This is a genomic window from Streptomyces tyrfis, assembly GCF_037034285.1.
Taxonomy (GTDB): Bacteria; Actinomycetota; Actinomycetes; order Streptomycetales; family Streptomycetaceae; genus Streptomyces.
In genome coordinates, this window is the sequence record NZ_JBAGJZ010000002.1 from 25,378 (window position 1) to 52,173 (window position 26,796).

The 26,796-nt window shown below is 68.8% G+C and carries 30 protein-coding genes; 16 read left to right on the top strand and 14 right to left on the bottom strand.

What is annotated here, in order from left to right; genetic code table 11:
* Positions 1-33: 33 nt before the first annotated feature.
* From WA762_RS02100 to WA762_RS02110, 3 genes are all read right to left on the bottom strand, one after another.
* Complete coding sequence (locus WA762_RS02100; RefSeq protein ID WP_335932394.1) at positions 34-930, bottom strand: LysR family transcriptional regulator; 897 nt, start codon at positions 928-930, stop codon at positions 34-36.
* Between the two features lie 207 nt (positions 931-1,137).
* Positions 1,138-2,268 carry a cystathionine gamma-lyase gene (locus WA762_RS02105; protein ID WP_335932396.1) on the bottom strand — a complete coding sequence of 377 codons (1,131 nt, stop codon included), beginning with the start codon at positions 2,266-2,268 and terminating at the stop codon, positions 1,138-1,140.
* Between the two features lie 161 nt (positions 2,269-2,429).
* The gene (locus tag WA762_RS02110) at positions 2,430-2,807 is read right to left on the bottom strand and encodes a phage holin family protein (RefSeq protein WP_335932398.1); all 378 of its coding nucleotides are present in this window, start codon (positions 2,805-2,807) and stop codon (positions 2,430-2,432) included.
* 68 nt (positions 2,808-2,875) lie between these two features.
* On the opposite strand from WA762_RS02110, the gene WA762_RS02115 reads away from it, so the two are divergent.
* From WA762_RS02115 to WA762_RS02130, 4 genes are all read left to right on the top strand, one after another.
* Positions 2,876-3,193 (top strand): cupin domain-containing protein, encoded by a 318-nt coding sequence (locus tag WA762_RS02115; RefSeq protein ID WP_335932400.1) that lies wholly within the window; start codon positions 2,876-2,878, stop codon positions 3,191-3,193.
* A gap of 215 nt (positions 3,194-3,408) precedes the next feature.
* Positions 3,409-3,615 carry a DUF5326 family protein gene (locus WA762_RS02120; RefSeq protein WP_335932402.1) on the top strand — a complete coding sequence of 69 codons (207 nt, stop codon included), beginning with the start codon at positions 3,409-3,411 and terminating at the stop codon, positions 3,613-3,615.
* 243 nt (positions 3,616-3,858) lie between these two features.
* On the top strand, positions 3,859-4,629 hold the full coding sequence (locus tag WA762_RS02125) for an IclR family transcriptional regulator (RefSeq protein WP_335932404.1): 771 nt from the start codon (positions 3,859-3,861) through the stop codon (positions 4,627-4,629).
* A gap of 101 nt (positions 4,630-4,730) precedes the next feature.
* On the top strand, positions 4,731-5,168 hold the full coding sequence (locus tag WA762_RS02130) for an SsgA family sporulation/cell division regulator (protein WP_335932406.1): 438 nt from the start codon (positions 4,731-4,733) through the stop codon (positions 5,166-5,168).
* Positions 5,169-5,337: 169 nt separating this feature from the next.
* On the opposite strand, the gene WA762_RS02135 is transcribed toward WA762_RS02130, so the two are convergent.
* Positions 5,338-6,708: a YibE/F family protein gene (locus WA762_RS02135; RefSeq protein WP_443080494.1), complete on the bottom strand. Its 1,371-nt coding sequence runs from the start codon at positions 6,706-6,708 to the stop codon at positions 5,338-5,340.
* A gap of 156 nt (positions 6,709-6,864) precedes the next feature.
* Here WA762_RS02135 and thiC point away from each other — a divergent pair, with 156 nt between their 5' ends.
* The 3 genes from thiC to WA762_RS02150 all read left to right on the top strand — a co-directional run bounded on the left by thiC (position 6,865) and on the right by WA762_RS02150 (position 10,703).
* Positions 6,865-8,661 (top strand): phosphomethylpyrimidine synthase ThiC, encoded by a 1,797-nt coding sequence (gene thiC / locus WA762_RS02140; RefSeq protein ID WP_335932410.1) that lies wholly within the window; start codon positions 6,865-6,867, stop codon positions 8,659-8,661.
* A 599-nt stretch (positions 8,662-9,260) separates the two neighbouring features.
* A complete protein-coding gene (locus WA762_RS02145) occupies positions 9,261-10,049 on the top strand; it encodes an HNH endonuclease (protein ID WP_335932412.1) in 789 nt (262 codons plus the stop codon).
* Positions 10,050-10,088: 39 nt separating this feature from the next.
* Entirely contained in the window at positions 10,089-10,703 is a 615-nt protein-coding gene (locus WA762_RS02150) for a hypothetical protein (protein ID WP_335932414.1), read from the top strand.
* 479 nt (positions 10,704-11,182) lie between these two features.
* Here WA762_RS02150 and WA762_RS02155 read toward each other — a convergent pair whose 3' ends face one another.
* Both WA762_RS02155 and WA762_RS02160 read right to left on the bottom strand, forming a co-directional pair.
* Positions 11,183-11,653, bottom strand: a complete 471-nt coding sequence (locus tag WA762_RS02155; protein ID WP_335932416.1) for an NUDIX domain-containing protein — start codon at positions 11,651-11,653, stop codon at positions 11,183-11,185.
* A 2-nt stretch (positions 11,654-11,655) separates the two neighbouring features.
* A complete protein-coding gene (locus tag WA762_RS02160; RefSeq protein ID WP_335932418.1) occupies positions 11,656-12,399 on the bottom strand; it encodes a helix-turn-helix domain-containing protein in 744 nt (247 codons plus the stop codon).
* A gap of 107 nt (positions 12,400-12,506) precedes the next feature.
* On the opposite strand from WA762_RS02160, the gene WA762_RS02165 reads away from it, so the two are divergent.
* The 6 genes from WA762_RS02165 (at position 12,507) to WA762_RS02190 (ending at position 17,634) form a co-directional block, all read left to right on the top strand.
* Positions 12,507-12,749 carry a hypothetical protein gene (locus WA762_RS02165; RefSeq protein ID WP_335932681.1) on the top strand — a complete coding sequence of 81 codons (243 nt, stop codon included), beginning with the start codon at positions 12,507-12,509 and terminating at the stop codon, positions 12,747-12,749.
* Positions 12,750-13,001: 252 nt separating this feature from the next.
* On the top strand, positions 13,002-13,445 hold the full coding sequence (locus WA762_RS02170) for a glycine-rich domain-containing protein (RefSeq protein WP_335932420.1): 444 nt from the start codon (positions 13,002-13,004) through the stop codon (positions 13,443-13,445).
* A 72-nt stretch (positions 13,446-13,517) separates the two neighbouring features.
* Positions 13,518-14,354, top strand: coding sequence for a protein kinase family protein (locus tag WA762_RS02175; RefSeq protein ID WP_335932422.1), 837 nt, complete (start codon positions 13,518-13,520; stop codon positions 14,352-14,354).
* Positions 14,355-14,814: 460 nt separating this feature from the next.
* Positions 14,815-15,249, top strand: a complete 435-nt coding sequence (locus WA762_RS02180) for a hypothetical protein (protein WP_335932424.1) — start codon at positions 14,815-14,817, stop codon at positions 15,247-15,249.
* Positions 15,250-15,297: 48 nt separating this feature from the next.
* Positions 15,298-16,038: a DUF2637 domain-containing protein gene (locus tag WA762_RS02185; RefSeq protein ID WP_335932426.1), complete on the top strand. Its 741-nt coding sequence runs from the start codon at positions 15,298-15,300 to the stop codon at positions 16,036-16,038.
* Positions 16,039-16,170: 132 nt separating this feature from the next.
* Positions 16,171-17,634, top strand: coding sequence for a replication initiator (locus tag WA762_RS02190; RefSeq protein ID WP_335932428.1), 1,464 nt, complete (start codon positions 16,171-16,173; stop codon positions 17,632-17,634).
* A 314-nt stretch (positions 17,635-17,948) separates the two neighbouring features.
* On the opposite strand, the gene WA762_RS02195 is transcribed toward WA762_RS02190, so the two are convergent.
* The 3 genes from WA762_RS02195 to WA762_RS02205 form a co-directional block, all read right to left on the bottom strand.
* The gene (locus tag WA762_RS02195) at positions 17,949-18,473 is read right to left on the bottom strand and encodes a P-loop nucleotide/nucleoside kinase family protein (RefSeq protein ID WP_335932430.1); all 525 of its coding nucleotides are present in this window, start codon (positions 18,471-18,473) and stop codon (positions 17,949-17,951) included.
* A 216-nt stretch (positions 18,474-18,689) separates the two neighbouring features.
* The gene (locus tag WA762_RS02200; protein WP_335932432.1) at positions 18,690-19,406 is read right to left on the bottom strand and encodes a recombinase zinc ribbon domain-containing protein; all 717 of its coding nucleotides are present in this window, start codon (positions 19,404-19,406) and stop codon (positions 18,690-18,692) included.
* 45 nt (positions 19,407-19,451) lie between these two features.
* Positions 19,452-20,195, bottom strand: a complete 744-nt coding sequence (locus WA762_RS02205; RefSeq protein ID WP_335932434.1) for a recombinase family protein — start codon at positions 20,193-20,195, stop codon at positions 19,452-19,454.
* 122 nt (positions 20,196-20,317) lie between these two features.
* On the opposite strand from WA762_RS02205, the gene WA762_RS02210 reads away from it, so the two are divergent.
* A complete protein-coding gene (locus WA762_RS02210) occupies positions 20,318-20,473 on the top strand; it encodes a hypothetical protein (RefSeq protein ID WP_335932706.1) in 156 nt (51 codons plus the stop codon).
* Here the strand turns inward: WA762_RS02210 and WA762_RS02215 are convergent.
* Both WA762_RS02215 and WA762_RS02220 read right to left on the bottom strand, forming a co-directional pair.
* A complete protein-coding gene (locus tag WA762_RS02215) occupies positions 20,452-20,670 on the bottom strand; it encodes a hypothetical protein (protein ID WP_335932436.1) in 219 nt (72 codons plus the stop codon). The genes WA762_RS02210 and WA762_RS02215 overlap by 22 nt on opposite strands.
* An 11-nt stretch (positions 20,671-20,681) precedes the next feature.
* Complete coding sequence (locus WA762_RS02220) at positions 20,682-21,392, bottom strand: CTP synthase C-terminal region-related (seleno)protein (protein ID WP_335932438.1); 711 nt, start codon at positions 21,390-21,392, stop codon at positions 20,682-20,684.
* Positions 21,393-21,485: 93 nt separating this feature from the next.
* Between WA762_RS02220 and WA762_RS02225 the strand changes: the two genes are divergently transcribed.
* Together WA762_RS02225 and WA762_RS02230 are read left to right on the top strand one after the other, a co-directional pair.
* On the top strand, positions 21,486-22,385 hold the full coding sequence (locus WA762_RS02225; RefSeq protein WP_335932441.1) for a LysR family transcriptional regulator: 900 nt from the start codon (positions 21,486-21,488) through the stop codon (positions 22,383-22,385).
* Between the two features lie 125 nt (positions 22,386-22,510).
* Positions 22,511-23,098 (top strand): GNAT family N-acetyltransferase, encoded by a 588-nt coding sequence (locus tag WA762_RS02230; protein ID WP_335932443.1) that lies wholly within the window; start codon positions 22,511-22,513, stop codon positions 23,096-23,098.
* 183 nt (positions 23,099-23,281) lie between these two features.
* On the opposite strand, the gene WA762_RS02235 is transcribed toward WA762_RS02230, so the two are convergent.
* The 3 genes from WA762_RS02235 to WA762_RS02245 form a co-directional block, all read right to left on the bottom strand.
* Positions 23,282-24,100, bottom strand: a complete 819-nt coding sequence (locus WA762_RS02235; protein ID WP_335932445.1) for a hypothetical protein — start codon at positions 24,098-24,100, stop codon at positions 23,282-23,284.
* A gap of 182 nt (positions 24,101-24,282) precedes the next feature.
* Complete coding sequence (locus WA762_RS02240) at positions 24,283-25,341, bottom strand: metallophosphoesterase (protein ID WP_335932447.1); 1,059 nt, start codon at positions 25,339-25,341, stop codon at positions 24,283-24,285.
* Between the two features lie 172 nt (positions 25,342-25,513).
* A complete protein-coding gene (locus WA762_RS02245) occupies positions 25,514-26,626 on the bottom strand; it encodes a LacI family DNA-binding transcriptional regulator (protein ID WP_335932450.1) in 1,113 nt (370 codons plus the stop codon).
* Positions 26,627-26,796 lie beyond the last annotated feature (170 nt).

Consider the following 26,796-nt stretch of genomic DNA (forward strand, 5'->3'; position numbering starts at 1 on the left):
GTCGTCCGGGCCTTCCGTGAACCCCGTCCGCCCTCACCAGTCGGCGGCGGCGCGCAGCAGCCACTCGTGTGCCCGCGTGATGTGCGGCAGTGCCAGCGTGCCGGTTCGCACGGCCAGGAAGTAGGTGCGCAGCGGTGGCACCGGAGGGTCGAGGAGCGCGACGACCTCACCCCGTTCCAGCGCCCCCTCGCAGAGGTAACGCGGCAGCACCGCGAGCCCGGCGCCCGCCGCAGCGCACTCCAGGACGGCCCGGAGGTCCGGGGCGATGAGGGTCCCCGTCGCGGCGGGCCGGGCCCCGAACACCGCGGACCAGTAGCGGGAGACCAGCGGCAGGCTCTCGTGCACCTCCACGACCGGCATCTGTTCCAGCATCGAGAGGCTCCCGTGCGCCGGAGCGCCCGGTCCCGGGCGTCCGGCCCAGTGCGGCGCGGCGATCAGCACGTGTTCCTCGTCGCACAGCGGCGTGGCCGTGAGCAGCCCGCCCCGCGGGCGGGATGTCGCGATGACCAGATCGTGGTGCCCGGCGGCGAGCCCCTCCAGAGTCTCCTCGGAGCCGGGGAAGAACGAACTGCGCAGGCTCAGGCCCCGGGCGACGAGCGGGGCGAGCGCGGGCAGGGCCCGCATCGACGTGAACTCGGGCGGCCCGGCCAGATGCAGGGTCCGCACCCCGGACTCCTCGTCGAGTTCGGACTCGGCGATCTCGACCAGCGCGTCCAGGTGGGGCGCCGCCCGGTGCGCGAGCTCGTCGCCCGTGGTCGTCGGCGTCACGCCCCGGGCCCCGCGCAGAAAGAGCGGGCGGCCCAGCTGCCGTTCCAGCGTGCGGATCTGCGAGGTCACCGCGGGCTGGGACAGCCCGAGCAGCGCGGCGGCCCGGGTGAAGGAACCGGCCCGGTGCACCGTGACGAAGGTGCGCAGCAGGGACAGGTCCATGTCCTGTCCCCCTCACCGCCGCGACACTTCGGACCCGTACAACTATAAATATGTCGATAGGTCGCCGCCGCTTCGGTGATTGGACACTGACGGGCAGTCAACTAGCCTTGGAGGGAAGGTTCTTCGTTCAGGGAACCGGGGCGGTCCGAGCCACGAGGGGGGAGGCTCGGGCCGCCGGCATCGTCGCCGTTCCGGGCTCCGCGCCGGTCAGTCCGCGCCCAGCGCCTCGTCCAGCGCCCGCTCCACGTCGGCCACCAGATCGGCCGCGTTCTCGGCGCCGGCCGAGAGGCGGATGAAGCCTTCCGGTACGGCGTCGCCGCCCCAGCGTGCCCGCCGCTCGGCGGTGGAGCGCACGCCGCCGAAGCTCGTGGCGTCGTCGACCAGCCGCAGCCCGGCCAGGAACCGCTCGGCCCGCCCCCGGTCGGGCAGCACGAACGACACCACGGAACCGAAGCGCCGCATCTGCCGCACGGCCTTCGGATACGAGGGGTCGGTCGGCAGCCCCGGATACCGCAGCCCGGTCACCTCCCGGCGCTCGGCCAACGCCTCGGCCAGGGCCAGCGCGTTGGCGCACTGCCGGTCGATCCGCAGCTCCAGCGTGGCGAGGGAGCGGTGCGCGAGCCACGCCTCCATCGGCCCGGGGATCGCGCCGACGACCTTGCGCCAGCGCCGCACCCCCGCGGCCAGCCGGGGGTCGCGGCAGGTCACATGGCCGAGCAGGATGTCACCGTGACCGGTCATGCCCTTGGTGTCGCTGGCCACCGAGAAGTCGGCCCCCAGTTCCAGCGGACGCTGTCCGAGCGGCGTGGCGAGGGTGTTGTCGACGGCCACCAGCGCGCCCGCCGCGTGCGCGGCGCCGACGAGCCGCCGCACGTCGCACACGTCGAGCCCGGGGTTGGACGGGGTCTCGATCCACAGCAGCGAGGCGCCCTCCAGGACGCGGAGCTGGGCGTCGCCGGCGGTCGGCGCGGTCCGCACCTCGACGCCGTACGCCTCCAGCTGCTCCCGTACCAGCGGCAGTGCCTGGTACCCGTCGTCGGGCAGCACCACGACATCGCCGGTGCGGGCCCGGGACAGCAGCACGGCCGAGATCGCCGCCATGCCGGAGGAGAGGACGACGGTCTCGACCGGCTCTCCCGGCGCCTCCAGCTCGCCGATGGCGCGCTCCAGGTGGGTCCAGGTCGGATTGGCGTCCCGGCCGTAGGTGTACGGGCCGACGGGCTCGCCGGAGAGGTGGAAGTGCGCGGCGAAGACCGGCCCGGGCAGGGTGGGCTCGAACTGCACGGGTTCGGGCAGCCCGGCCCGTACCGCTCTGCTTCCGTCACCGATGGTGCTCATGCCGCTCCTCGTCGCTCCCGGCCCCGGCGTCGTGGCCGGAATGGCTCTACCGGCCCGCGCTCCGGCACGGCGCCTCGCCGCGTCGGCGCATCGCCCGAGTACATCGTGTCGCGGCCCGTCGCATCCAGTCGCGCGGCGTCGCCGCGGGCGCGTCGGGCCGGTCAGTCCTCGTCGGGCAGCACCATGTTCAGCGCCCACGACACGATCGAGACGATCAGGCCGCCGAGCACGGCGGTCCAGAAGCCGCTGACGTGGAAGCTCAGGTCGAACAGACCGGCCAGCCAGGAGGTCAGCAGCAGCATGACGGCGTTGACCACCAGGGTGATCAGCCCCAGGGTGAGGAAGAAGAGCGGCAGGGTGAGCAGCTGCACGACCGGCTTCACCACGAAGTTCACCACGCCGAAGATCAGGGCGACCAGGATCAGCGTGAGCGCCTTGCGCCCGGTGCTGCCGCCTTCCAGCGTGATGTCCTGGAGCAGCCATATGGCCACGGCCAGCGCACCTGCGTTGGCGATCGTCTTGACTACGAAATTCTTCATGTGTCTGATCGTGGCAGACGCGATCGGTGGCGAACACCGGCGGGAACGGAAAACAAGGGGCGGACCGGATGAAGGCATTCAGACTGGACGAACTGGAGGCGGAGCGCGCCGCCAACGACGGCGCCTACCTCCAGTTCGTGAAGGAACGGAACATGTCCGTCGGCCTGTACGCGCTGAACGCCGGCGACCTCGACCCGCAGCAGCCGCACCGGGAGGACGAGGTCTACTTCGTGGTCAGCGGGCGCGCCTCGATCACGGTCGGCACGGAGACCACGCAGGTGGGCCGGGGGAGCGTGGTGTACGTGCCCGCCGGGGCGCCCCACAAGTTCCACCACATCACCGAGGACCTGCGGGTCATGGTCGTCTTCTCCCCGCCGGAGAGCTGAGCGTCCCCGCCGGAGAAGGCCGGGCTCCGGCCCCCGGTGGGCGGGGCCGGGGCGGACCGCCGGACGCCGCGGAACTACGGGTTCCGGTATCAGGGATCCCTAGGGGGTCGATCAGGGGACGGCAAGGGGTGCGGAGCCCCGTCGCGCCGCCCCCGCCCCTCTAGCATCGAAGTGTCGGAACAGCTGCTCACGGAGGCGAGGCGAGGACGATGGCCGTGCGGGAGATATTCGCTGGGTTGCCCTGGTGGGTGAAGTGGATCGCGGTTCCGGTCATCGCGATCGTCGTGTTCGGCGGGCTGATCGCCAGCGTGCTCGGATTCGTGATCGGCCTGCTCTTCAAGATCCTGGTCTTCGTGATCCTGGTCGGCGGCCTGATCTTCGTCGTACGCAAGTTCATGTCCTCCTCCGGCGGAGGGTGGTAGGACGATCGGAATCCAGCCAGGGTATTAGCCCAGGTGAGCTAAGCGAGGGATGAAAACAGGCCCCTCGGGGATGCGGCCGATATGGTGGCATTCCGCTGCCGTCACCTGGGAATTAACTGTCCGTCACCACCTTGACCAGTGGTTTGCGCGGTGTTCGGCCTTCGGACCCCAGTCATGCGGCGGTCTGTGGGGGTGGCCCCCACAGACGGGCTGACCGCCCGTCACCATGCCTGGGGGTGACCGTTGACCACGGTATCGAGCACCGCAGCCCCGACGTTGATCGGTTCGGTGCAGCGGGCGCTGAGGCTGCTGGAGGCGGCGGGCGCGCACCGGGACGGAGCGCCCGCGAAGCAACTGGCCAGGGAGGCGGGCCTGCCCCTCCCCACGGCCTACCACCTGCTGCGCACCCTGACCCACGAGGGTTATCTGCGCCGCGAGAACGGGGTGTTCCGCCTCGGCGGCGCCGCCCGTCGCCTGATCTCGGACGGTCCGCCGCAGAACCGCCGCAGCAGGATGGCGGAGTCGCTGAACCGCTGGCGCGACACCATCGGCGCACCCGTGTACTGCGCCGTCTACCGCGACGGCGAGATCGAACTCGTCGCCGTCGCCGACCACCCCACCACTCCCGCCGTGGGGGACTGGTCCTCCTTCCGTGAGGCCGGGCACGCCCACGCGATCGGCCAGTGTCTGCTGAGCAGGCTGGACGAGAAGGCCCGCGAGGACCATCTGGACCGTTATCCGGTTCGGCCGCTGACCCGCTATTCGGTGAAGGACCGCGCGGCGTTCCTGGAGCGGCTGAGGTCGCTGGAACGAACGGAACCTGTCGTCGAACGACAGGAGTACGCGCTGGGAACGGTCTGCGCGGCCATCCCGATCACCGCCGGCTTCACCACCGCCGCCATGGCGATTTCGGTACCCCTGGAACAGGAACATCGATTGCTCCCCGCAGTCGAACAGCTACGTGGCGAAGTTGCCAACCTCTTGCGTTCGTTCGTGTTCTCTATCAGTATCTGAAAAATCACTCCTTGTGATCTGCTATCGCGTGCACCACGATGGCGTCAATAGGGCCACGGGGGATCATTCCTGGCCAGATTCATCTACTGCGGGGTTGGACGATGCGCGAGTCGGTTCAAGCTGAGGTCATGATGAGCTTCCTCGTCTCCGAGGAACTCTCTTTCCGGATCCCGGTGGAGCTCCGGTACGAAGTGAGTGATCCGTATGCGATTCGGATGACCTTCCATCTGCCCGGTGACGCCCCCGTCACGTGGGCCTTCGGCCGTGAGCTGCTGCTCGACGGCCTCAACAGCCCCAGTGGTGACGGGGACGTGCACATCGGACCCACGGAGCCCGAGGGGCTCTCCGATGTGCACATCCGGCTGCAGGTGGGTGCCGACCGCGCCCTCTTCAGGGCGGGTTCCGCGCCTCTTGTCGCCTTCCTCGACCGGACGGACAAGCTCGTTCCGCTCGGTCAGGAATGCACACTGGGTGATTTCGAGGGGAACCTGGAGGAGGCCCTGGGGCGGATCCTCGCCGAGGAGCAGAACGCCGGCTGAAGGGCATCGCGTCTCCGGCCGGCCGCCCGCCGGTCGAACGTGACATCCGCCGAACGGGTGAATCGCTCTCCGTATTGTTCGCCGCATCGCCCGCGGTGCCGCCCTCCGGGCCGTTCCCCGCACGGGGTCGCCCCGCGACGTCGGCCGACCGGGCTCCGTCGTGCGGCGCTCATGGTCTCGTCCTGCGGCGGCGGCCCCTCCCGGTCCGTACGGGTGCTGGAGCTCCGGCTCCCGCGCCGAGCCCTGTGCGGTCCGCGGAGACGACCAGCGCGGCGAGCACGGTCGTCACCGGCACCGAGGCGACCAGCCCGATCGAACCGACCAGCGTGCGCACGATCTCCTCGGCCACCAGTTCGCTGCCGGCCACCGTCTCCACGCTGCTCCGGGCGATCGAGAACAGCAGCAGCAACGGCAGCGCCGCGCCCGCGTAGGCGAGCACCAGCGTGTTGACGACCGAGGCGATGTGGTCGCGCCCGATCCTGATGCCCGCCCGGTAGAGATCGCGCATGCCCAGCGCCGGATTGGCCTGGTGCAGTTCCCAGACGGCCGACGTCTGGGTGACCGTCACGTCGTCGAGCACCCCCAGCGATCCGATGATGACACCGGCCAGCAGCAGGCCGCTCATGTCGATGTGCGGATACAGGCCGTGGATGAGGCCGGTGCTGTCGTCGGTGTTGCCGGTCAGGCTCGCCCAGCCGATGAACAGCGAGCCGAGCAGCCCGGTCAGCAGGAGCGAGACCAGCGTGCCGACCACCGCGACCGAGGTGCGGGCGGTGAGTCCATGACATGCGTAGAGGGCGATCAGCATGATCGCACTGGCCCCGACCACCGCGACGACCAGCGGATTCGATCCCTGGAGTATGGCCGGGAGGATGAACAGGGTCAGCACGGCGAACGACACGGCGAGCGCGATCAGCGCCATCACCCCGCGCATCCGGCCCACCGCGACCACCACCAGCGCGAAGACCCCGGCCAGCAGCGCCATCGGGAACCGCCGGTCCACATCGGTCACCGAGTACTGCAGCTCGCGGGGCGCGTCCGGGGCGTACGCCACGACCACGCCCTGACCCTCGCGCAACTGCCGCGGCGCGTCGGGCTGGACGATCTCCACGAAGGTCCGGCCCCGGTCGTGACCGGTCGCCACCTCGACGGTGGCCTTCGCGCAGGTCGCGGAGCCGGGCGCCGGCGCGGTGGTCTCGCCGGCGGCCGGTGTCCGGCCGGCGTTCACCTCCTCGCAGCTCACCTTGTCGACTCTCACCACCTTGCCCCGCTGGGTCTGCTGGTCGAAACCGACGCCGGTCCGCTCGTGCGGAGGCGCGCCGCCCGGCCAGAGCGCCACGAGCCCGACGAGGACCGCGGCGGCGAATGGGATCAGCACGGCGGCGATGACCTTCCGCAGATGCCGGGAGACGGGCGCGGCGGGTCCATGGTTGTGCGCATGACCGTGCTGATGGCCCGGCTGATGGCCCTGCTGTTCGGGAACGCTGTGGAGGGACGTCACCGGCCGATCATCGCAAGGAGACGAGGGCCCTCTGTTCATCCCGTCGGACGGGGCGTTAGCGTGGGGGAGCCTTTGCACACGCGGGAGCTCGGAGCACCGGGCTGAGAGGGCGCTGATATCCGTACGTCCGTACGGGAGGGCTGCGCCGACCGCCGAACCTGTTACCGGGTAATGCCGGCGTAGGGAGTAGGTCTCATGACCACATCGGACGCACGCACGCCTGCCTCCAACCAGAACGACGAGGCCGGGAAGTCCATCGGCTGGCACAAGGGATACGTCCAGGGCTCGCGCCCGGACATCCGGGTGCCGGTCCGTCAGGTGCATCTCACCAACGGCGAGGACGTGTCGCTGTACGACACGTCCGGGCCGTACACCGATCCCGCAGTGGAGACCGACGTCCGTCGCGGACTCGCACCGCTGCGGGAGAACTGGATCATCGCGCGCGGCGACACCGAGGAGTACCCGGGCCGCCCGTCCCGCCCCGAGGACGACGGGCTCAGGCACACCTCGCCGCGCGGCGGAGGCGGACTGCGCAACCTCGACGCGGTCTTCCCCGGACGGCCCCGGCTGCCGCGCCGCGGCCGGGACGGGCGGGCGGTCACCCAGCTCGCGTACGCCCGGCGGGGCGAGATCACCCCGGAGATGGAGTACGTCGCCATCCGGGAGAACGTCGAGCCGGAGGTGGTCCGCGAGGAGATCGCGGCGGGCCGCGCCGTGCTGCCGGCCAACATCAACCACCCCGAGACCGAGCCGATGATCATCGGGAAGCGGTTCCTGGTGAAGGTCAATGCCAACATCGGCAACTCCGCGGTGACGTCCTCCATCGAGGAGGAGGTGGAGAAGATGACGTGGGCGACGCGCTGGGGCGCCGACACGGTCATGGACCTTTCCACCGGCCGCAACATTCACACCACCCGTGAGTGGGTACTGCGCAACTCACCCGTGCCGATCGGCACCGTCCCCCTCTACCAGGCCCTCGAGAAGGTCGACGGCAGGGCCGAGGAACTGACCTGGGAGATCTACAAGGACACCGTCGTCGAACAGGCCGAGCAGGGCGTCGACTACATGACGGTCCATGCCGGCGTACGCCTGGCGTACGTTCCGCTGACCGCGCGCCGCAAGACCGGCATCGTCTCGCGCGGCGGCTCGATCATGGCGGCGTGGTGCCTCGCGCACCACAAGGAGTCGTTCCTCTACGAGCACTTCGAGGAGCTCTGCGAACTGCTCGCGGCCTACGACGTGACGTACTCGCTGGGCGACGGGCTGCGGCCCGGTTCGATCGCGGACGCCAACGACGAGGCGCAGTTCGCCGAACTGCGCACGCTCGGCGAGCTGAACACGATCGCCAAGCGGCACGGCGTGCAGACCATGATCGAGGGGCCGGGCCACGTCCCGATGCACAAGATCAAGGAGAACGTCGACCTCCAGCAGGAGATCTGCGAGGAGGCGCCCTTCTACACGCTCGGTCCGCTGACCACCGACGTCGCGCCGGCGTACGACCACATCACCTCGGGCATCGGCGCGGCGATGATCGCCTGGTGGGGCACGGCGATGCTCTGCTACGTGACGCCCAAGGAGCACCTCGGGCTGCCCGACCGGGACGATGTGAAGACCGGGGTGATCACGTACAAGATCGCGGCCCATGCCGCGGATCTCGCCAAGGGGCATCCGGGGGCGCAGGAGTGGGACGACGCGCTGTCCGACGCGCGGTTCGAATTCCGCTGGGAGGACCAGTTCAACCTGTCCCTGGACCCGGTCACGGCGCGGGAGTTCCATGACGAGACGCTGCCGGCCGAGCCGGCGAAGACGGCGCACTTCTGCTCGATGTGCGGCCCGAAGTTCTGCTCGATGAAGATCAGCAGAAGCATCACCGAGCAGTTCGGCCCTGATGGGGCTGTGACCAGCGAAGATGAGGTAGCTGCCGGAATGCTCGCCAAGTCCGCCGAGTTCGCGGCGCAGGGCAACCGGCTGTATCTGCCGATTGCGGACTGATCTTCTGTCGTCTCAGCGTCCCCCGGCATACCTTCCGGGGGACGCTGTCCGTCTCAGAATCGGTGCGCACTCGGCAGGATTCGAATCTGCAACCTTCTGATCCGTAGGATCGGGCAGGCCGTCGGGCGGGGGCTGCGCCTTACTCCCGGCTAATCGCTGGTGGTCGTGATCAGCAGCCTCTGTGTGCCGTCGTTGCCGTCAGCTCTGAACAGGGTGGCACCGGCTCGCAGCGTACGCAGCACCTCCGGCCCAGCCTGGCTGAGAGTTACAACTTTCTCTGCAGGTTCAAGGCGGCTCGTTCCGCTCACCGCGCGCTCCCCGGCTACGTCGCGCGGCTGGAGCGAGCACCAGGGTGGGGAAACCCACTGTGGCTGGGGCGGTCGGCTCCACGGCTTAGGCAGCCACTTTGGGGCGAGCTTTTAAGGTCATGGCCCCAAAGCCGTGCTCTACAGGCAGGTCCACCGACTGCCTGACTCGCCATCAGCGTACGGGGCCGTGATCACTCGCCCCAGAGCAGCTCCAGCCCAAAGCTGCTCTGCCGACCTTGCGACTCTGCTGAAGGCCCAACCAACAACGCAGGTCCCAGATATGATCTGACTGTGGCGATTTCAGAGAAATCTATGAAGATCCTTTGGGCTCGCAGTGGCGGTTGCTGCGCTATCTGCAGAACGACACTCGTGGTTTCGCGAGAGGTTGAGGCGGATGACCATTCCGTCATTGGAGAAATGGCCCATATCCACCCGCAGTCACCTGGCGGACCGAGAGGCAATGTACCTTTCACCGGAAATAGAGATCACCACGCGAATCTTGTTCTGCTATGCGGGAACCATCACAAGGTAGTCGACGACCACGAAAATGGCTGGCCCGTGGAAAGGATGTTGAAACTCAAGGCAGACCACGAAGCGTGGGTTTTAGAGACACTTACTCACAAACCCCTCCGTATCACTATCGATCCGAGTGGGCCTGATCCAAAAAAAGAAAAATTCTATATGGTCAACTCGGGGGCAGAGTTGTGGGATCTAATTTCTGATGCTCGATCCCTGCTTCCTAGCTATTCGGAAGAGAATAATCAAAAAGACGAAGAAGTGGAGAATGTCCTTGGGTTGCTAGAAGAGCTTAAGGAGTGGATGGAGTTGGGCGATGTTCTTGAAACTATGGCGGAGCAGCGAAACGCGAGGAAGCGTATGGACGCCATCTTGAAGGAGTGTTCAGATAGCGGCTACATTCTGTACTCGCGCAAAATCAAATTCCGCACCACGGGAGGGGTCGACCCTAGTCCCATGACCTGGTGGCAGGCGGAAGTCCGCGCTGTCCCTTTCGGGCATTTCTTCAAATTGGTGGAGGAGCACTTGAAAGAAAAGGGCAGCGCTGATGGGGGTGATGTTTAGAGAGTGATTAAGTGGGTGAACCTTTGACGTCATCGAAATATGGAGGTGCGAATTTTGAATAACCCGGTAGACGTCGATGCGAGCGGGCAAATCGTAGATTTTACACCTTTGCGCAACGCTTTTGACTACCTGGACAGCGTCTTCGAGCACTTGGCGAACAAGCCGTCACCACCAGATGCGCGCGCTCTCAAGTATGCGGTACTCCATCTGCAAGCTGCTACAGAAATTCTCTTGAAGGCGCGTCTGATTCACGAGCATTGGAGTCTCGTTTACCGGGATCCGAAGGCTGCGTCCTTGAGTCAATTCCGTGCCAGCGTCTTCGATAGTTGCTCCGTTGAAGCGACAATTGACCGCCTTGAGAAGGTTGCCGAGGTTCTGATTGAGAAAAAGGATCGCGATGCGATCAATAGCCTGACGAAGACTCGGAATGCATTCACTCACTATGGCCTAACTGCATCGGCATTCGCGCTTGAGTCGCAAGCAGCCAAAGTTTTGGCATTTCTGCTTCCCTTCGCCACAGAGCAGCTCGTGCCAAAACTTGATGAGGATGATACCTGGGTGATAGGCAAAGTCGACAGTTACTGGCTGCAGCTTGCCAATCTCCAAGCTGTCGTTGACGAACGCATGAAGAAGCAAACTCAAGCTACATTCTGATTACACAGTTTTGTGTCCCGACTGTCGTCAATTCTCTCTAATTCCCGGTCAGGTTCCAGTCTGCCTCTTCTGTCTGCAAGATTTCAACGATCCGCAAAACGCCGCTCTCAACTGGGGATACGGTGTGCTCGGGGACCCGGATGATGGCCCCGAGTGGTTCGTGGATGACTGTCACTGCGGTGCAGAAAGCACGCTCGTATTTCCGGTGTCTACAGTTGGGTTCGGCCTAGAGGATGTGGCCCTATGCTTCGCTTGTCGCGCTGTCTACCGTGAGAAGCGAAACCCTGAGCTGGCCGAAGATGGACGAGCTTCGGAGTAAACCCACTGAACTATCGTCTCGCCGTGCAGCAGCCTGGATACATCGCTGCAGACGTCAGACAAGCGCATTTCAGCGCCCTCTCTCAGGCTCTCGTGTCAGCGAGCGGCGGACGCTGGAGCGGGCTGACATCGAACTTTTAAAGCAGGTGTCACGGGCGCGATCAGCCGAGATAGGGCCGCTTACGGTGTTCCAGGTAATGACGGATCCGGAGCTGCTGCGTGTGGTGCATCGGCAGTTGATCAATCTCCTCTGGCTGGACGAACCGTAGTTCCGTTGACTCGTCCGAGATCGCGAGTCGGCCGCCGACCACGCGGGCGGTGAAGCAGACGTTGAACTGTCTGCGCACCTCACCGTCCGAGTAAGCGATGATGTGTCGAGGGTCGGTGTAAATGCCCACGAGCCCCGTGATCTCTACGTCCAGACCCGTTTCCTCCTTCACCTCCCGGACGGCCGTTCCTGGGAGGGAGTCGGTCATCTCCATGCCGCCACCAGGGAGCGCCCAAAGGTCGTTATCCCGTCGGCGCTGAAGGAGCATGCGCCCTTCGTCGTCGGTCACCACGGCGGACGCGGCGACCACCAAGCTGTTCGGCTCAGGAGCCGCCGGATCGTCGTAGTACTCGGTGCGTGCCATGATCACTCTTCCCTTACCGGCGTCGCGGTCTCCCACACCGCGTCGAAGCTGCCAGCGTATGTGTCGAACATGCCGCCCTCTCCGCTGCGCCGAAGGTGCCACACAGGCGCAGCGTAGGCGTTCACGCCCCAGACATGGGCATTGACCATCGCCTGGTCATCCGCACGATAGATCGAGTTGTAGAGCGTGGTGGCATGGGTGCGCACCTCGATGCCGGGTACTCCGGCAAGGGGGCGATAGTGCATGAGGGCGAGACGGCAACGGGACTCGATTCCGTGGCCGAACCTCTCTTCCCTGCCGCGCTCTTGGACATTCGTGCTCTCCGGGTCGCCGACCGCGATGCGGACCGCGCACCCCTCGGCCGCTCGCTCTCGCAGCACGTCATTGAGCCGCGGGTACGCCTCGTGCAGGAAGACGGCCGCATACACCAACACGTCGATGTGCTCGCGGGCCTGCGTCAGCATGTCGACGAAGGTGGACACGGGGACGTCCGCCCGCTGGTCGTAGAGAGCCACAAGTTCCGGACTGACGGCGCGGGCAGGGCGTGCCTGCCGGAGCGCTGGCCATAGAGCGTGCACGTCTTCTCCTAGCGTTTCCGCTACCAACATGGCCGTAGCACGGCGCGGCGTACGCCCCAAATTGACCCATCGTTCGACGGACTTGGGGTCGACTTCGACCTTGTCCGCGAGGGCGGTGTACGTCCAGCCGCCGGCCGCCATGGCAGCACGTAGCCTCTCGTTCGGCATCCCAATCTCTCCCATCATTCGGGGACGGCACTAGGGACGTTTTACCCGACGCGGGACGTCCCGAAGTGGTGTTTGGCGGAGGTTCCGACGTCCTCATGAACGGCAGCATGCTCGTGTCCATGGCGAGCAATCAGCAGACCAGACCCGGAATCGGCGAACTGGCCAAGGACCAGAAGACCGGATGCATCGGCCTCGTCATGGCCGAGATCGGTGGCCGCGTTCAGATACGACCGGTGAGCGGTGGCACCGAGTGGGACGCCATGCCCGGTGACGTGGTGGCACCCAAGGCGCGGGAGGAACTGAGCGCGCGCCTGGCCGTGAAGAACAACAACAGCCGGGTCGGCCTGTGATGCGCGTCATCGGCCGGTACGCCGGTGTCCTCTTCATCATCAGCATCAGCGCTTCGTGCGGATTGGTGATCGGGGCCGCGATCGGGACCGGCACCTAGACCGGTCCGTCTTGGGCGGGTTGGCCGAATCCGCGGCTCCCTCGTCCCCGTTCAGGGCGGGCCACCAAACTCCCCCGGCGTTCTTCGAGCTGAGATCGGCGGCCGGGATGGAGGCACTGCCCACGCACTTCTTCAATCCAAGGAGGACGTACGCATGACGGCAACGGTGAATGACCAGAGGACCGGCCGTGGGGTGGTCGGTGAGGAGCTGTTCGAGAGCCTCGCCCACTTCGTGGCCGTTCACAACGGGCAGACGCCCGAGCGTGCCGAGCGGATCGCCGACCAGGCCGTGGCCTTCCTGGTCACCGTGGCGACGGCGGCCGTTCCGATGGTCCCGTCCGATGACGTGGACCTTGGCCTGCACGCTCTGATCCTGCACACCAAGGAGTACGCCGAGCTCTGCGAGAAGCACGCGGGCCGCTTCCTCCACCACAACCCGAGGCCCGGCGGGGGACCGCGTGACCCGAAGATGGTTGCCGCGTCGGCCCAGGCCATGAAGGCCAGCGGGTTCATGGTCTTCGACGACCTGTGGACCGTGGACGGGGAGAACCTGGCGCAGTGCGACTCCGACTGCGGCCGGCCCTACGGTCAGGCGTAGCCCTCGGCGTCAAGGACGCGGCCGGCCTCTGCGCGGGGTCGGCCGCACCCGTCTGGAACGAAGGAGAGAGTCTTGTCCGGCCCACCCCCTGAACTGCCGGTCGTCGTGCTCGACGCGCTCATGCCCACCGCTCAGCGTCTCGTCCTCAACCGTCGCGGCTCGATGGTCTGGGACGTGGAGAGTCACCGGGGGCGGTACGCGGTGAAACTCGGGTACCCGATCGAGGCGACGTCCGAATGGCCGGCCCAGCCCTGGACGGCGCTCGCCCCCGCACGCGAAGGCGCTGTTCTTTACCGCCTGGGCTCCGCAGAGATCGCCTACGGCGAGTGGGAGCACGGGACGTGGAACATCCAGCCGTGGCGCGAGGGGGCCGACCTGTACCGGGTGTGGGAGCCGTGCCGCGAGCAAGGCGCGTCGCTCGAACCACGCGCGAGCGTCGCCCTCGGATGCGTGGAAGCCCTGGCGGAGCTGCACGCCAAGGGCTGGGCGCACGGAGACGTACAGCCAGCCCACTTCATCGTAGGGCCAGAGCAGACGCACCTCATCGACCTCGCCTTGGCCCGTGGTGGCCACGTGCCCGCCGGGTATGACTTCCCGTTCCGGGGGTGCCTCGTCCACTACGAGGCGCCGGAGATCGCGCGCAGTGTCCTCGCCACCGGCGTGGCCGAAGCGACACAGCCTGCTGACATCTACGCCCTGGGAGCCTCGTTGCTGATCTCGGCCACGGGCTGGCGGGTGGTCGAATACCCGGACGACGCGCCGCGCCCCGTGCAGCGACAAGCCATCGTCGATGGAAAGCGCCAGGCCGCGCGGGTACCCGGCGAGCTCGGCGGCCTGGTCGAAGCCATGCTCAGCCCGGCGCCGGAGGACCGGCCGACCATCTACGAGGTGGGCAAAGCCCTGAGCTGATTGCCCTGAGCTCTGCGCTGGCCGTTCCGCTCGGGGCTGGGAGAGCACAACAACGAAAGACCGGACCACCCCTCGCCTGGACAGCATCCGGGGTGGTCCGGTCGCGGAATCCCTGATCAGGACCCCGGTGCGGATGGTACCGGGGTGGTCGTCGTGCCCTGAGAGGGGCCGATTCCAACCCCCGCTCTTGAACTGTCGAGTTGGAGAGGGATGCGGGCCGTGCGGTTCGGCCAGCCTGGTTGTCCTGGTGAGGTGATGGGTGGTGCACGTGACATCGCGTCCGGCTGGAGCGGCTTTGGCCGGTGGCCTGCCCGGTCTGGGGTCGGGCATGTTCAGGGGGCCGTACGCTGGCCCGGCAACTCGGGCAGGCTTTGCCCCTGCACACCTACTTCCGCGACCACAAGGGATCCGATAAGGAGTCCAAGCGCCTCGCTGCCCTGCGGCCGAGAACACCCGGCTCGTGGAAGAGCTGGTCAGGAAGGGGTGCAGCGTCGGCATCCTTATCATCCTCATCACGCAGAAGCCCACGGGCGATGCCATCCCCACGTCCATCCGGGACGTGTGCCCGGTCGGCATGTCCTTCGCGCAGAAGACCGCTGACGCGGCTGTGGTCGCCCTCGGGGACGACATCCGCGATTGGCCCGACGCCAATCCGACGACGTTGCAGGACCCCGCCTATGTCGGCGTCGTGGTCATGAACAGCCCTGGCAAGGCGGGCTTCACCCGCCTGCGTACCCCGTACGTCGACGAGGAGGACGCGTCCCGCATTGCGGCCGAGACCGCCCACCTCACGGCCGACCCCGCAGACCTGCTCACTGCGCAGCTCCTGGCCGGAATCGACCTGACCAAGGACGACGACACGGACGACGGCGACGGCGTGCCGCTCGCTGCCTGACCCCGCGCTCGCTCGCCAACGACGCATCGTTAGGGAGGTGAACCCCCTATGTCTGAGGACCGGATCACCCCGCGCACCGTGACCGTGGTCATGGGCGTAATTGCTGTTCTGGCCTGCGTCTTCTCCTTCGGTAACGTTTGGGCCCTCGCCCTGCGGCTCGGCATCCCGGAGCCCATCGCGCCGCTGATCGCTCCGATGGTGGACCTGTCCGTGGTCGGACTCCTGGTGGCCCTGCGCTACCTCTCGCTGCGCGGTGTCCCGCCAGAGCAGATGAAGGCCGCTACCCGGCTGATGCACTTCTCCGGTCTGCTGACCCTGGCCCTCAATATTGCCGAGCCCCTGGCCGCCGGCCACTACGGCCGCGCTGCCGTGGACGCCGTGGCCCCACTGCTCCTCCTCGGCTGGGGAGCCGTCGGCCCCCAGCTCCTTCGGGCCTTCCACGCCATCGGCACCCCCGCGCCCGTCCCCGTCGTCACGGAGCCGAGACCGGAACCCCGGCCCGTTCCCGCGCCGGTCGTCCCAGCTGAGGAAGACGAGCCTGCCGCCATCCCGGCCCCTGCCGATCCGGCCCCCGTGCCCGAGCCCGCACCCGTGACGGCCCCGCCCGTGCCCGCCCCGGCCCTGGTGCCTGCGGTCAAGGTGCCCGAGCCGCTGCTGAACGAAGCGCGCTCGATCGCGGACGCCCACCGCGTCCAGCACGGCGAGCCCATCACCACCGCTCAGCTCAAGGCGCGGCTCGGCGTCGGCCTGCCCATGGCCACCGCCCTGCACTCGGCCTTGACGGCCTGACCTTCCCGCCGGCCTTCCGGCTCCCCTCCCGCACCCGGCCCCCAAGGGGCTCGGTCCGCCATGCCCCGAGCAGCCCGCGCATCCGTCGGCCTGCTCGGGGCCCCAGCCCAGCACGAAGGGAGAACCCGCCCCATGAAGCGCCCCCTGGACCTGCGCCACGTCGTCAGCCCCGCCCTGCGGGACCTGATCGAGCTGGCCCACCTCGACGACTTCGACCGCGTGACGGAGCAGGTCCGCAACGTCCGCAGCTGCACCCGCCCGGTCAACCTCGTCGGCCACACCGCCACCCTTGACGCCGCCACCCGCACCGTGGTCCGTGCCTACTCCACCGCCGACGAACCCACCGGACGTCTCCTCACCACCTGCGGCAACCGTCGTGCCTCCCGCTGCCCGGCCTGCTCCCGCGTCTATGCCGCAGACACGTACCACCTGATCAAGGCGGGACTCTCCGGCGGCAAGACCGTCGCGGAAGACGTCCGCACCCATCCCCGCGTCTTCGTCACGCTCACCGCTCCCTCCTTCGGCCCGGTCCACAACCGCCCCACCACCAACGCGGGCAAGCCCGTGGACTGCCGGTGCGGCCGACGTCACGCCGAGGATGACCCCGCCCTGGGCACGCCGCTCGCCCCAGCCTCGTACGACTACACCGGCGCCGTGCTCTGGAACGCCCACGCCGGGGCCCTCTGGGCACGCTTCACCATCTACCTCCGCCGCGAACTTGCCGCCCAACTCTGCGTCACACAGAAGGCGTTGAAAGCAGCTCTGCGTGTTTCCTTCGCCAAGGTCGCCGAGTACCAGAAGCGCGGCCTGGTTCACTTCCACGCTGTGATCCGCCTCGACGGCCCCGAGGGGCACACCACCGCGCCCCCTTCCTGGGCCACCCTTGACGCCCTGGACCACGCCGTAAGCGCCGCTGCCCGACGCGCTCAGCTCACCATCGAGTCGGACGCCGTGGGAGAACGGGTGATCGCCTGGGGCGACCGCATCGACGTCCGTGAGATCAAAGCCCTGGGAGACGGCGAGCTCACTGACCAGAAGGTTGCGGCCTACGTCGCCAAGTACGCCACCAAGAGCGCCGAGGGCTCCGGCACGGTTGACCGCACCCTTGTCTGCCGCCCCTGCTCCGGACGCGGATACACCAACGGACCGGACGGCTTCCGCGACCTGTGCGCAGACTGCGACGGCACCGGACAGGCCGAACCCCTGCGCGACCTCCCCGTGCAGCAGCACGTCAGGCAGATGATCCGCACCGCCTGGGCCCTCGGCCACCTGTCGGAATTCGCAGACCTCAAGCTCTGGAAGTGGGCCCACATGCTCGGCTTCCGTGGCCACTTCTCCACCAAGTCCCGCGCTTACTCCACCACCCTCGGCGCTCTCCGCGACGTACGCCGCGCCTGGCGTACCGCCCATGCCGATGCGGCCCGTTCCCGCGCCAGCCACCCCGCCCCCGACGAGAACACCACCCTCGTCACCGAGTCCTCCTGGGCCTACCTCGCCTCCGGCTACCGCCCAGGCGAGGAACTCCTCGCCAACCAGGTCCGCCACGACCTCGCCCATGCCGAACGCCTCAAGACAGAAGGGAACCCCTGGCAGTGATCACGGTCGTCGAGAAGCCGGTTCGTTCCCGGGCGGACGAGGCCAGGGAACGTTGGATCCGGAAGTGCGTGGACGAGGCCCCGCCGCTGAGTGACGCCCAGCTCAAGAGCATCGGCACGGTGCTGGGCATCCGACTTACGCGAAGGCGTGAGGAACCGGCTAAAGACCGTTTCGTTGGCGCCTACCGCGTACGAGCTCATTAGGGCCTGTCCGGCGGATCCTTCGGCTCGGCACGCCTGGCACGACTTCGTGGCCGAATCCCCGAGTGCGCCCAAGGCTGGCGCTCCCGGCGTTGGGCCGCGCCAAGGTTGGGTTCAGGCGAGCGACGGCCACCGATCGGCAGCCCACTCCAGCCATCCCGACCATCCAGGAGGCGGACCTCCGATCTCGTGCCCACCGAGTTCGGCGGCGTCGGGCTCCTCGAAGAGCGTCCTCCAGTGCACGAGGTCCGCTTCGCTCATCGGGAAGGTCTGATCCGGGGTGGCCGACTGGCGATGGGTGATTCGAGCACGTTGGGTCTCATGGTCCACCGGCACGTATACAAGCTGGCAGACTGCCCCTACAGACTCCACCAACCAGCGGATCGCGGACCTCTCGTCACGGGACCAGCATCCGAAATCCAGGACCACGTTGGTTCCAAGTCTCAGCGCCTCAAGACCGAGCCAGAGCAGCCGCCCTTCCAGCACGTCGCGCTTCCCATCCGCCTCCGGCTCGCCGAACAGCGGAATCATCCACTCATCGGGCGTCAGCCGCAGGGCCCTGTGCTCCTCGGCGAGTTGCCGAGCCCTTGTGGTCTTACCGGCCCCGGGCAGGCCGATTGTAAGGAACAACGTGGTCACATCCTGATCGTAATCAGAGGGACCAAGTGCAGGACGACTGCTTTTCTGCCGGGATCGCTGGCCCACGCCGCGGCCGGGCGCGATGACACCCAGTGGTGGTGACGCGCGCGTCACAGGCACCTCGCATCTGGGGCCGGGCCGCGGAACGGAACCGCGCCGGCGGCCTGGGCACCTTCAAAGCACGGCCCGGTTCAAATGCTGTGCTGGGCATCCGCCTCACTCGGAAGTACGCCACACAGGCTTGAGCAGCTCGTAGTCGAACGCCTTGTTCCCCTTGCCGCCGGGGACGGCCACAACGGCTACGAGCGCATCCTTTATGGCCTTGCGCTTCTGCGTCAGCGTCTTGCCCTGGAACGACGCGGCGATGTCGCCCTCTGCCGCCTCGGCCTCCGCCTTCAACGCCTCGTGCTTTGCCTGGTCGGTCCGCAACTCCTTGATGCGGCGCTCGATCACCGGAAGGTTCTGGAAGAACGCCTCGTCGTCGATGTCGGTGTCCTCGTCGTCGTGCCACCGCCGCTCCAGCTCCTTGCGGCTGCGCAGGGCACGTTCCAGAGCTTCGGCCTTGTCCCAGTCGGGTACGTCGCGTGACCTGCTGGCCGCGTCCTTCTCCAGCTTGGCGATGACCACGTCCACCACGAAACGGTCGGTCTCGTCGCCTCGCTTGTACGTCTTGTTGCAGCCTCCGTCGACGGTCTTCTTGCACATGTAGGCGTGCTTGTACTTCAACCAGTCGTTCGCCTTGATGCCGATCATCTTGTTGTTGCAGACGGTCCCGTCCTCCGACACGTTGCCGCACCGGAGGATGCCGGTCAGCAGGTACTTGTGGACCAGACCGCCCGTCGGTACGCCGGCCCCTCGTCCCCGCTCGCGGATGACCGTGGTCACGGCGTACCAGTCCTTGGGAGTGACGATCGCCTCCCACGTGCCGACCACCGGCTTGTCCTCCCCGTCGCGGACAAGCTCACCCTCGATTTCCCGCTAGCCGCAGAGTCGCGGGTTCATCAGTACCTGCTTGACGGTCTGGTACTGGAAGGGGTTGCCCCGGCTCGTGATGAAGTCGGCAGCCTTCCACTGCTGGGTGATCTCGGAGATGGACGCCCCCGCGATCACGTCCTTGACGGCCTGGCGGACGGCGTCCGCCTCCTGCGGGCGAAGGGTGATCTTGTCGTCCTCCCAGCCGAACGGTCGCCACGCGGAGACGGCCAGACCGCGAATCGCGCGGTTGCGGTGACTGTTGCGTGAGCGGCGCTGCTTCTTCCTCGTCTCGCTGAGCGACATGGCCACGCCGACGAGGCCCTTGATCTCGAACCCCTTGGCGTAGAGGTCCTGCATGCCGTTCGAGTCGTGGTAGACGCGGCCTTCGTGTGCCGTGAACGCCTTCAGGTACCGCTCCCAGTCGCTCGGTCGACGGTAGAGGCGGTCATCGTTCACGGCCATCACGCCATGGATGGGGTAGCCCTCGGGTGTGTGGCCGGCCTTCAGATCGCTTATGAGCTGCTCGAAGTCGTCGCGGACGACGCTCTCCTTGCTCGCGCTCTTGTCGTTGTCGGTGTACCGGTAGACCACCAACCACTTGAACGCGCGGGCATGCTCGCCCATCTCGCGGTGCTGGTCCTCAATGCCGTGGGCGTCCTTGACGCGCCCGTCGAACGAGATGCGCGCGTAGCAGACAACGCATTTGAGCGTCGGGTCCGCAGCGAGCATCGCTCGAACTTCGTCCACGGACGGCGTGCCTTCTGGGACCCCGCGCAACCTGCTGACGAGCTCTTCGCGCTTCTCCATGGGCGGCCCCCTCGGGGCCCCCTCGGGTCTCATGTGGCTGTCTGTCCACGACCCTAGAGCATATGGATACTCTGCTAATGCTCTGTTCGATGAAGATCTCCCAGGACATCCGGCGCGAGCACGGCGGCACGCGGGAGGAGGTCGAGGAGGGCATGGCGGAGAAGGCCAGGGAGTTCGCGGCGGCCGGCAACCGCGTCTACCTGCCCCTCGCCGACTGATCCTCCGGCGGGGACGGGCCCCGGCCGCCGTCCGGGCGGCCGGGCGCCTCGGCGTCCCCCGGGCGCGGACGGCGGTCGACGCGTGCGGCGGCGAGCGCGGCGTCGGCGAGGGGAGCGAGCGGGCTCGACGCATGGGCGTCGGGCACGGTGCAGACGCGCACGTAGGAGCGGAACAGCCGGCGGAGCCAGGAGCGCATGGCGGGCCCGCTCATCGGATCCGGGCGCGGGCGACGGCGGCCTCGGCCAGGCCGGCGATCAGCGGGTGGGCCCGGGTGCCGTCGCCGTCCAGCTCGGGCTGGAAGAGGGTGGCCACGAAATACGGGTGACCGGGCAGCTCGGCGATCCGCACCTGCCCGGACTCGTCGGCGCCGGTGAACGCCAGGCCGTGCGCGCGCAGGACGTCCAGGTGGCCGGGGTCGGGGGCGTAGTCGCAGTGGTAGCGCGCCCGGGTCCGGTCGGCCCCGATCAGGGCGGCGGCCCGGGAGCCCGGGGTGATCCGGACGACGCCCTCGTGGCCGACGAGCGAGCAGGCCAGCGGGACGATCACGGTGTCCTCGGCGGCCGCCTCCGGGCTGTTCTCGGCGTGGGCGGCGCGGTCCAGGCCGCACACATGGCGGGCGAACTCCAGCAGGGCGTGCTGGAAGCCGCCGCAGGTGCCCAGAAAGGGGACGCCGTTCTCGCGGGCCGAGCGGATCGCGGCCAGGGCGCCGGCCTCGCTGCGGTAGGGGCTGCCCGGCAGCACCCAGACCGCGTCGAAGCCCGCCAGGCCGTGGACGGCGTCCTGCGTGGAGACCCAGTACGCGTCCAGATCCAGCCCTTCCCGCGCGTGCAGGGCCTCCAGCAGGCCGGGGACACGGGTGTGGGAGCGGATGGCGTCGGAGCGGTCCCCGACCAGAGCGATGCGCGCCATGGGTTTCATGCCGTCATCCTGCCGACGGCCTCCGCATCGCGTCCAACGATGATTCCTGCACTCGGCATAAGCACTGCTGATGCATGAGCGATACTGCCGCGGGTGGACACGCATCTGCTCCGCACCTTCGTCGCGGTTCTCGAACACCACTCCTTCTCCCGTGCGGCGGCCGCCCTGGGCTACACCCAGTCCGCGGTCTCCCAGCACATCGCCGCGCTCGAAGCCGACCTGGGCTCCCGGCTCGTCGACCGCCGGCCCGTCGCCGCTACGCCGGCCGGGGCCCGGCTCATGGAGCACGCCCCGGCCCTGCTGCTGCGCCTGGACGCCGCCCGCGCCGACGTCGCCCGCCTGCACCACGCCCGGCCCGCCCGGCTGACCCTCGCCTGTTCGCCCGCCGCCCTCACCCCGGCCGTCGCGCGGGCCCTCGCCCGGCTGCGCGCCGCCGTCCGCCTGCTGGACCTCGACGTGCGGATCATGGGCAGGGCAGCGGTGATCGAGGAGACCCTCACCGACCGGGCCGACCTCGGGCTCGTCGACGGCGTCGCCGCGCCCAGCGACCCGCTTCCGCTCCCGGACCTGGGCCCGACGACCACCCTCGCGGCGGCCCAGCACCCCCTGGCCGTGCTCTTCCCCGACGATCACCCCCTGGCACGGCGCCGGTCGGTCCGGCTGACCGACCTGACGCAGGCCCAGTGGATCGACGCCCCCGACACCGCCGTCCCCCTGGACCGGCTGCGCGCGGTCTGCCGGACCGACGGATTCCGGTCCCGGATCCGTCACCGGGGGACCGACCTGCACGGGCTCGCCGCGCTCGGCGCCGCCGGTCACGGACTCACGGCCCTGCCCCTGCCCCTGGCCGCGACACTTCCCGGCCTCGCCGCCGTCCCGGTGGAGGAACCGCGCCTGGTGCACCGTACGGAACTCGTCCACACCGTCCATCCGACCGAGACCGCACAGCGGTTGGCCGGCCTCCTCACCGGCTCGGCGGACGCCGTGCCCTGACGGCCCGCACCGGCTCGGTGGGGGACCGGCGATGCGGGCGCGGGGGCGGTGCGAGGGCGGGCGCGGGACGGCGCCGGGGACAAAACCGGATGATCACCACGACCGTGTCTCCGTAGCATCCGCGCATGGCCTACACGACGACATGGATGACCGGGGCGGGGCGGCAGGTGTGCTGGCGCGGGCGGGAAGTCGGCTTCGTCCCCGTCGAGACCGACGACGCCGAGCTGTGGCAGGAGTGGCGGAGCGATCCCGAGGCCTTCGAGGCGACGGGGGCCTGGCCGCGATCGCTCGCCTCGCTGCGCGAGCGCATCGAGCGCCGGCACGAGGATCAGGACCGGGACGACTTCCTCGTCGTGCTCGCGGACGGCACTCCCATCGGCCACGCGGCCCTGACCGAACAGGATCTCGCCGACGGCACCGCGGAAGCGGAGGTGGTGCTGTCCGCACGGCATCGCCGGCGCGGATACGGCACGGCCGTCCTGGACGCGTTGGCGGACCTGGCGTTCGGGGAGCTGCCCCTGTACCGCCTGGAGGCCTTCACCCACACGGACAACACGGCCGCGCTCGCCGTGCTCGCCCGGTCGGGGTTTGTACGGGAAGGTGTGCGTCGCTCGGCTTGCCTGCACCGGGGGCGGCGGAGGGACGTCGCGGTGTGCTCGTTGCTCCGTCCCGAGTGGGAGCGGCTGGAGCGGCCCAGGGCCTGGGAGCTGTGACCCGGCAGGGAGCCGTGGCTGTGATCCGGCGGGGGCCCTTTCGCGTCCGCACGGCCCCGGCCGCCCCAGCCCCCGCCGCGTCCCGCCCCGCTGGGCCCTTCGCGTCCGTACGGCCCCGGCAGCGCCCGGCGACGCCCGGCGCGGGTCTCGCATCCCTGCGAGCCCGGCGACGTCCCGGCGCGGTCATTCCGGCCGGTGCTCCGGGCCGCCGAATTCGGGGCTGGTGAAGTCCGGGCTGGTGAAGGTCGGACGGGGGCCCGCCGCCGGGCCGTCGTCGGGGCCGGAGAAGCCGGGGCGGTTGTAGCCGACCCTCGGGATGCGGTTCGGCGAGGGCTGCGGGGGGCGCGAGGCGGACGCGGCCCCGGGGTCGTCGAGGGCGTCGCGCAGGAACGGCAGGATGCCCCGTTCCAGCAGGGCGTGCCGCCATGCCTCCCGGGCCCGCGCCACCTCCTCCGGCAGCTCCGCCTCGTCGGGCCCGGCGTCCTCCGCCGTCGAGCCGTTGCGCAGCGCGGTGATGAGCAGTCCGACCGCGGCCACCAGGATCGCCGCGGCCATGACCACGGCGAAGAACCAGCCCGCGGTCACCATGGTCGAGGCGAAGGCCGGCGGCGGGCTGAGCAGCTTCAGCAGATAGCCGACCAGCAGGAATATGAACGCGGCGGTGCCGGCGAGCACGGGCGCGAGGACCGTGACGACCGCTCCCGCGCCGGCGCCCGACCGGCCCGGACGGTCCGCGTCCGCTCCGGGGGCCGGGTCCTCCCCGTCGGCCGCGCCGCGCAGCTCCTCGCGGGCCCGCACGTAGTGGTCGTACTCGGTGGCGGCGGTCGCGGTGATCGCCTCCGTGGCGTTCAGGGCCATGGTGCGCAGCTGCACGGGGTTGAGCCGTTCCCCGACCGCGGCCAGATCCGGCCGTCGATGGGCGTGGCGCAGTGCGTCGTCGAGGATCCGCTCGTACTCCGGGCGGTCCTCGGCCAGCAGGTGCGGAGCGCTTCTCATGTGCATCCCCCGATGCTCCGTCGGGCCCGATCGCCCGTTCGTGCCGGGCAGTCGGGCGGAAACGGAGGAGAGCCTGCTACGGACGGGCCGATGGTAGAGCGCCCACCGCGCGGGGTGACAGGGTGTTTCCGGAAACAGACCCGGGGCCCGGCGTGGTCAGGTCGTGGATGCGTTTTCCCGGAAAACCGTCAGTCATGCAGGGGGAGCTGGACGACCAGCAGCTTTCCGGCCATGGTCACTCCGCCGTCCATGGCGATGGCGAGCCCGTCGGCGTAGACGTGCGGGCCCTCGACCACCGGACCGGAACCGTCCTCCCCGTCCTCCGAGCCGACCTCTCCGAGGAGGTACGGAATGGGGCTGTGACCATGGACGACGCGCTGTCCGCCGTAGGTGGCCATCAGCTCCCGGACGGCCTGCGGGCCGGCCTCGTCGCGGAAGGCGAACCGCTTGGTGAACTTCCGGAACAGGTCCCAGCACTCGTCGGCGTCGTTGCGCGTGAGAATGGCGTGCACCGTGTCGTTGACGTCCTCGATGGTGGCGCCGTATTCGAGGTACGCCGTCGTGTCGGAGTGCATCAGCAGATGCCCGTCCTCCTCGACGATCGCGTCCAGCCGGGACATCCACTGGAGGTGGACGTCCTGGAGCCGCTCCATGTCGTTCTTCTGGCCGCCGTTGAGCAGCCAGGCGGCCTGGAAGGTGGCGGTGCCCGCGCCGGAGTTGACCGGGGTGTCGCCGAACCGCTTGGCCCCGATGAGCAGCAGTTCGTGGTTGCCCATCAGCGCCTTGCAGTACCCGCCCGCGGCCGCCGCCTCGGCGGAGAGGCGCATCACCAGGTCGATGACGCCGATGCCGTCCGGGCCGCGGTCGGTGAAGTCGCCGAGGAACCAGAGCCGGGTGTTGCCCGCGGCCCACCTGCCGTCGGCGTCGATGAGGCGCTGCTCGGCGAGGGCGGCCAGCAACTCGTCCAGATAGCCGTGGACGTCGCCCACGACGTACAGCGGCCCGAGCTCCGGATCCCGGTTCGGGCGGGGGTCGGGCATGGCCCGGACCTGGACGGTGTCGCCCCGGTTGATCACCGGGAGATCGCGCTCCGTGGGGGTGTACCCCTCCGGCATCACGCCCTCGGGCAGGGCGTTGCCCGGGTGCGGCGAGGCGGGCGGCACCGGGGTCTGCGCATAGGGCGGCACGCGGAAGTCGCGCAACGTCGCAGTCCGCACCACGGGTTCCTGACCGGCCCCCTGTGTCATCGACCCCTCCACCACCGTCGCGCCGCCGTACACCTGACGGGCCTGCTGGTCGGGGCGGTCCGCGGTGTCGTGCGCCCATCATAGGAATGCGAATCGTGCTGTGTGACGCACCAGGGGCGGTGAATCCCGGCGCATGTCAGGTTCACCGGCCGTTTGGTCCGAAATTGCCTGTTCAATCCCTGGAAGGGGAGCGTGGCGCGCTGACCGTGGTGCGGGGCGGACGGCGTTGCGAGGACGTCCGGACGATGAGTTCCGTCGGTATGACCTGCTCCACCGGGCCGTCGTGGTCGACGCCCTCGATCGCGTCGATCAGCAGCTGGACGACCGCCGTGCCGATTCTGCGCGGCTTGAGCGAGAGGGTGGTGATGGGCGGCTCGGTCGTCGCGTAGACGGTGGACTCGCTGCAGCAGACCAGCAGCAGGTCCTCCGGGACGCGCAGCCCGTACCGGCGGGCGGCCGCCAGGAGGTCGGTGCCGTTGGGGTCGAAGAGCCCGTAGACGGCGTCGGGGCGGTCCGGGCGGGCCAGCAGCCGGTCCGCGGCGACCGCGCCCGCGCACGGGTCGTGGGCGGGGTAGGACTCGTACACCGGGTCCTGGCCCACGCGCTCGCACCAGCGCAGGTACGCGGAGGTGGAGAGGCGGGTGTACGTGTCGGTCGTGGTGCCGGTGAGCAGGCCGATGCGGCGGGCCCCGGCGGCGGCCAGATGGTCGAGGAGGTCGAGCACGGCGGCCCCGTGGTCGTTGTCGACCCAGGCGGTGACCGGCAGGCTCCCGGCCGGCCGTCCGTCCGACACGACCGGCAGCCCCTGCCGTACCAGCTCCGTGACGACCGGGTCCTGGTCGGAGGGGTCGATCACGACGGTGCCGTCGAGGGCGACGTTCGACCAGACGTCGTGGCGCGAGGTGGCGGGCAGGATGACCAGGGCGTAGCCGCGGGCGAGCGCGGCCGAGGTGGCGGCTCTGGCCATCTCGGCGAAGTACGCGAACTCGGTGAAGGTGAAGGGCTCGTCCCCGTACGTCGTCACGGTCAGGCCGATGAGGCCGGACTTGCCGGTACGGAGGGTTCGGGCCGCGGCGGACGGGCGGTAGCCCAGGCGCTCTGCGACCTCGCGGACATGGCGGCGGGTGGCGTCCGGGAGCCTGCCCTTGCCGTTGAGCGCGTCGGAGACGGTCGTGATGGAGACCCCGGCGGCGGCGGCCACGTCCCGGATACCCGCTCGTCCCTGCCGGCCGCCGCGCCGGGGCGTCTCCGCCCGGCTCACCTGGTGCTTCCCTGCTGCTGTCATGGCGTGCCGATAGTAGGGGCCGCGCGGGAGGTCGGCCCGGCCGCATATTCGCGCGTTGACAGGCACGTTTCTGCATGATCACAGGACGTTAAATTCCTTATAAGGCCAGGTGGTTGGCCGGATGAGGCGCGGTGTGTGAGGTGCCGGACCCGATGGGCCTACTAAATGGC